Below are 5,124 nucleotides of genomic sequence, written 5' to 3' on the forward strand. Positions count from 1 at the left end.
CTTCGGTCAGGCGGTTCAGTTTCACCAGAGGTGTGTTGCCGATCAGCTCGGTAATATTATTTGCAATTTTCATTTCCTGCTCCTGATTTAGATGTAATACAGCCTGCATATTAAACTCAGGCCGTCTGAAAAACCAATATCGAAAATTTCTTTCTTTATAACTTTTGGTTCAAGCGCGGTCAATATCCACTGCGCTCAAAAATCAATGTAACGGCAACTACAGCCTGCATCACGACGGCAACCATCCAACCTGCCCACATCTGCCGCATACTGAAAAGAGAGGCAGACTGCTTGCAAACAACCACTCTGTGCAGATAAAACACCAGCATCAGGACGCCCTGCAATGCAAACCAATAAATGGGTTTCAAAGCATAAATTTTCAGCAAGGCCGCCCACGCAAAAACCGCGCCCGCCAGCGGCAAGATGAAATAAACCACGCCTACCAAGAAAACAAAAGCCAAAGTCATGACGACATTGGAAACCGCAAATAAGGTCAAACCGGCATATTCGCCTGCCGACCAAAACTTTTTGTCTTCCGTTTTACTGCAGTCATCAATAAAGAAGAAAATACTGGCGATTGTCAGATAAAAATGAGGGATGAACAAAGGGCCTGTATGCGTAAAGCCCCATATTCCGGGCAACAAGCGTGCGCCCAGTGCCGAAATCCCCAGCCACAACAACACCGTAGCCCAAAGCCATTGAAACCGCTGCGCGCGAAAAATAAATGCCAACGATACCGCAGCATACGCGACGGCAAACCAAAAATCCAAAGAAACCATCATGAATACTGCAACTCGCCTTCAAAAACAGTTTCCGCAGGGCCGGTCATTTGCACATCGCCACCTTCTTCCCAACTGATAAACAATTCACCTCCAGGCAGAGTAACACGCACAGGCGCACCCGCTTTCAGCAAGCCATTGCGCACGCCTGCCACCACGGCCGCACACGCTCCAGTGCCGCAAGCCTGAGTTTCCCCCACCCCGCGTTCAAACACTCGCAGGCGGACTGACAATTCATCTTCAACCTGCAAAAAGCCGACATTGACCCGTTCAGGAAACTGCTCGTGCGATTCAATAGCGCCGCCCCAATATTCCACCGGCGCAGTCTCAACATCATCAACCAAAATCACCGCATGCGGATTACCCATATTCACACAGCTTACCGGTACAGACTCCAAACCGACCAAGACAATATGTGTCAGCGCATCTTCATTTTCACCATGTGCAGGCACAAACGGAATTTCAGACGGCATGAAACGCGGTTTACCCATATTGACGGTAACCAAACCGTTATCCAACAGCTTCGGTACAATAATCCCTTTGGCCGTTTCGACCAAAATTTCCGTTTTATCCGTCAAACCCTTATCCGCGACAAAACGCGCAAAACAACGCGCTCCATTGCCGCACTGCTCTACTTCCCGACCATCGGCATTGAAAATGCGGTACCGAAAATCGACCGCATCAGAAGAAGGCTTCTCCACTACCAAAAACTGATCAAAACCCACGCCGCGATAGCGGTCTGCCCATTGGGCAAGCGGCGCAGTCAACGGATCAAAGTCCTGATCGATGGCATTAACCACCATAAAATCATTGCCCAAGCCGTGCATCTTCGTAAATTTCAAAGTTTTCATTATTTATTCACATTCTTATTAAATCATTATTTCGGCACATTCTACACCAGAATGATATATTCGTTTCTATCTTGTTTCTCAGACGGCCTTGCGCCCTTTTACCAATACTAACACCAGCCACCCCGCAAAAATACTATACTTCCCACATTACAAATATTTCTTATTACAAGGATACACATTATGAAAAAAATTCTCTTACCTGCCCTTTTGGCCGCTTCACTCAGCGCATGTACAGTCGGCACGCCCGGTGTTTCCGTCGGCTTAGGCGTCGGCACCAGCATCGGCCGCCATGTCGGCCTGGGTACATCCATCAACATCCCTGTCGGCTTGGATAAAACCAAAACCACCAAAGGCACGGATTCAGACGGCATCCGTATCTCAGAAGAACAAATCGTGACCTATTTTGATGCACACGGCACACCCAGCAACAGCGCAGTCAAAGGTGGCTTCCATCGCCAACTGATCAGCAAACGTAACAACGAATACGTCGTCCAAGACTTTTACAGCGACAACAGTCAAAAACGCACGGACCCCTACGTTCTCAGCCGTAACCAACTGATGCAGTTCCGCGCCACGCCAAGCAATGGCTCGTTAACCACTTACGCCTACAACGGCACGGTGATGCAGCAACAAGTATTCCAAAACGGCAAATTGGTTAACGCCAAATACTAAAGGCCGTCTGAAACGGCTGAGGAGCATGTGAAACTTGATTACAAAATATTTTTAACATTCAAACATTTGAAATATTTTGCACCATTTCCTTAAAAATATTGATTGACACATTTTTTCCAGCCATTATAATACGCCCCATTCCCCGATAGCTCAGTCGGTAGAGCGACGGACTGTTAATCCGCAGGTCCCTGGTTCGAGCCCAGGTCGGGGAGCCAAATTTAAAAGCCTGAACTTCTGTTCAGGCTTTTTTACATCAATAAGGAACGCTTGTTCTTTCCCAAAGAAAGCCCATGAATCCTCATAATAAAAAAGGCCGTCTGAAACCCAAATCTGGCTTCAGACGGCCTTTTATTTATTTTTAAATCAACGGAAGAAGTCGCCCATGCCTGCCGGCAGGCCTTGGGTAAATGCACCCATGGTTTTGTTGGTCGTTTCTTCGGCTTTTTCAGAAGCGGCATTGATAGCGGCCAATACCAAATCTTCCAGCATTTCTTTGTCGTCTGCGGCTTCTTGAATCAAATCAGGGCTGATTTCAAGTTTGCGAACAACGTGCGAACACGTCATCACAACTTTCACCAAACCATTGCCTGCTTCACCTTCAACTTCGGTTTCAGCCAGCTTGGCTTGTGCCTTTTTCATGTTTTCTTGCATTTGTTGAGCCTGTTTCATCAGGCCGCCTAATCCGGCTTTTCCGAACATGTTTTACTCCTATGGGTTTGAATAAATGGGTTTCACTCATGCCGTCTGAAAAACGCTATTGCCTTTCAGACGGCCTTGTATGTCAGTATTTTAAGAATGCCCTACTAACTCTAAAGAATCCGGCAGCCATTGCGCTTCAAAGATTTGCAAAATTTTCTGCGCCGTTGTATCCGCTTCCAGCAAATCTTGCGCCTGCTGCCGTCCTTCTTCTTGAATACGTTTGCGGCGCATCACCGGCGTTTCCCAGCCTTTATCATCCTGCCAAGGCTCGGTTTGCAGCCTTAAATTGCCAAGATGGTAAGCCTCGCTCAACGTCTGGCAGATTTTGTCCAAGCGCTCTTTATTGGCAGTAGCTTTGGCCTCATCCGTCAACGACAGCATGATTAATCCTGCTTCCGTATCATAACTCGTCCATGCCGCATTTTGTGCCAACATCTGCGCCGCGCCTAATTTACGGGCAAATCGTTCGATAATGCTGTGCCAATTCTCAGTTTTAAACTCAGGCAAAGGAGCGAACTGAAGCTCTTCTTCATCTCCCTCCTCTTCTTCAGACACAACCGGCTGCAGTACTTCCATCACATCAGCACGGTGTGAATCTTCATATGCATATGCTTCATCAAAATACGGAGGTGGAATTTCCTCATCTATGTGCGGATATTCTTCCGGTTCAGGGGCCGTCTGAACTTTTGCAACAGGCAATGGCTCCGCAGTTTCTTGCATCTGCGCCGTTTGTGTTTGAGGCGGCTCAGCCGATACTTGGCTCGGCATGTCTTCCCAAGGCGGGACATCCCCCTGTTGTTGAGCAGACTGAATAGTTTCTTCAGACGGCCTTTCAACGATATCCTGTTTAGTCGGAACAGCCTCTTTCTCAACCGCCGGTGCTGCTATCGGCTCAGATTTCGGCAGCTGAAAAGGCTTTTTTTCGGCCTCAGCTTTCTGATGGTCGGAATGCAAATCCGTGTGTTCAATCTGACTTTGCGTATCGCAACCCGAAGCGGCCAACGGCGCAAATGCAAGCATGCGCAAAAGCGTCATGACAAAACCGGCATACTCGTCTGGAGCCAGCGGTAAATCCTGTTTACCATGAATAGCGCATTGATAATAAAGCTGAATCTGCTCGCCACTCAAAGCCTGACTTAATCGCTGCAAAGTTTCACGTTCAGGATCGTCATTTGCCAAGGCGGAAGGAATGGTTTGAATCAAAGCCAAACGTTGCAACAACATGGCCAATTCTGCCAACGCGCTGTCAAAACCAATCGCTCTGGCGGACATTTCCTGAGCCTTTTCCAGCAAGGCTTCCCCGTTTTGATTGATGATTCCTTCAAGCAATTCAAACAAGTATTGTTTATCGACCGCTCCGATCATCTGGCGGACATCTTGTTCGGCCACTTTACCCGAACCCATGGCAATCGCCTGATCTAAAAGGCTCAACGCATCGCGCATCGAGCCGGCGGCGGCACGGCCTAAAAGTTGCAAAGCCTGTGGCTGATAAGGAACGTTTTCACGATCCAAGACATGCGCCAAATGCTCGGCAACCTGCTGGGTTGTCATGTTGCGCAACACAAATTGCAAACAGCGGCTCAATACAGTAATGGGGACTTTATGCGGATCGGTGGTCGCCAAAATAAATTTAACGTGTTCAGGCGGTTCTTCCAAAGTCTTCAGCATGGCATTGAACGCGCTTTTGGAAAGCATATGCACTTCGTCGATGATATAGACTTTGTATTTACCCGCAGTCGGCGCGTATTGCGCGTTTTCCAACACTTCGCGGATATTGTCGATACCGGTATTCGATGCCGCGTCGATTTCCAATAGATCCACATAACGGCCGCTGTCGATTTGCGTACAGCTTTCACACTGACCGCACGGCTCACCATGCACGGCATTTTCGCAGTTCAGGCTCTTGGCCAAAATCCTGGCAATCGTGGTCTTACCCACACCGCGTGTCCCTGTCAGCAGATAGGCATGGTGCAGACGGCCTTCGTCCAGCGCGTTACGCAGGGCTTTGACGACGTGTTCCTGACCGACCAAATCGGCAAAGGTTTTCGGACGCCATTTTCGTGCAAGAACTTGATAAGCCATGTTGTTTCTCTACGGGAAATAAATCGGAAGGCCGTCTGAAA

General features: G+C 48.4%; 5 protein-coding genes and 1 tRNA gene. 2 read left to right on the forward strand and 4 right to left on the reverse strand.

From position 1 onward, the window contains the following. Positions 1 to 179: 179 nt before the first annotated feature. Together ACTHUE_RS10595 and dapF are read right to left on the reverse strand one after the other, a co-directional pair. Positions 180 to 782, reverse strand: coding sequence for a hypothetical protein (locus ACTHUE_RS10595; protein WP_049336767.1), 603 nt, complete (start codon positions 780 to 782; stop codon positions 180 to 182). Next, positions 779 to 1,630 (reverse strand): diaminopimelate epimerase, encoded by an 852-nt coding sequence (dapF, locus tag ACTHUE_RS10600; RefSeq protein WP_049336770.1) that lies wholly within the window; start codon positions 1,628 to 1,630, stop codon positions 779 to 781. Before dapF ends, ACTHUE_RS10595 begins: the two co-directional genes overlap by 4 nt. A 180-nt stretch (positions 1,631 to 1,810) precedes the next feature. Between dapF and ACTHUE_RS10605 the strand changes: the two genes are divergently transcribed. Together ACTHUE_RS10605 and ACTHUE_RS10610 are read left to right on the forward strand one after the other, a co-directional pair. After that, complete coding sequence (locus tag ACTHUE_RS10605; RefSeq protein WP_049336771.1) at positions 1,811 to 2,302, forward strand: hypothetical protein; 492 nt, start codon at positions 1,811 to 1,813, stop codon at positions 2,300 to 2,302. Between the two features lie 139 nt (positions 2,303 to 2,441). Further along, a tRNA-Asn gene (locus tag ACTHUE_RS10610) sits at positions 2,442 to 2,517 on the forward strand. Between the two features lie 148 nt (positions 2,518 to 2,665). On the opposite strand, the gene ACTHUE_RS10615 is transcribed toward ACTHUE_RS10610, so the two are convergent. After that, the gene (locus ACTHUE_RS10615; RefSeq protein ID WP_003678854.1) at positions 2,666 to 3,001 is read right to left on the reverse strand and encodes a YbaB/EbfC family nucleoid-associated protein; all 336 of its coding nucleotides are present in this window, start codon (positions 2,999 to 3,001) and stop codon (positions 2,666 to 2,668) included. A 90-nt stretch (positions 3,002 to 3,091) separates the two neighbouring features. Then, positions 3,092 to 5,083 (reverse strand): DNA polymerase III subunit gamma/tau, encoded by a 1,992-nt coding sequence (gene dnaX, locus ACTHUE_RS10620; RefSeq protein WP_049337069.1) that lies wholly within the window; start codon positions 5,081 to 5,083, stop codon positions 3,092 to 3,094. Positions 5,084 to 5,124 lie beyond the last annotated feature (41 nt).

This window comes from Neisseria sp. P0021.S005 (assembly GCF_051956955.1).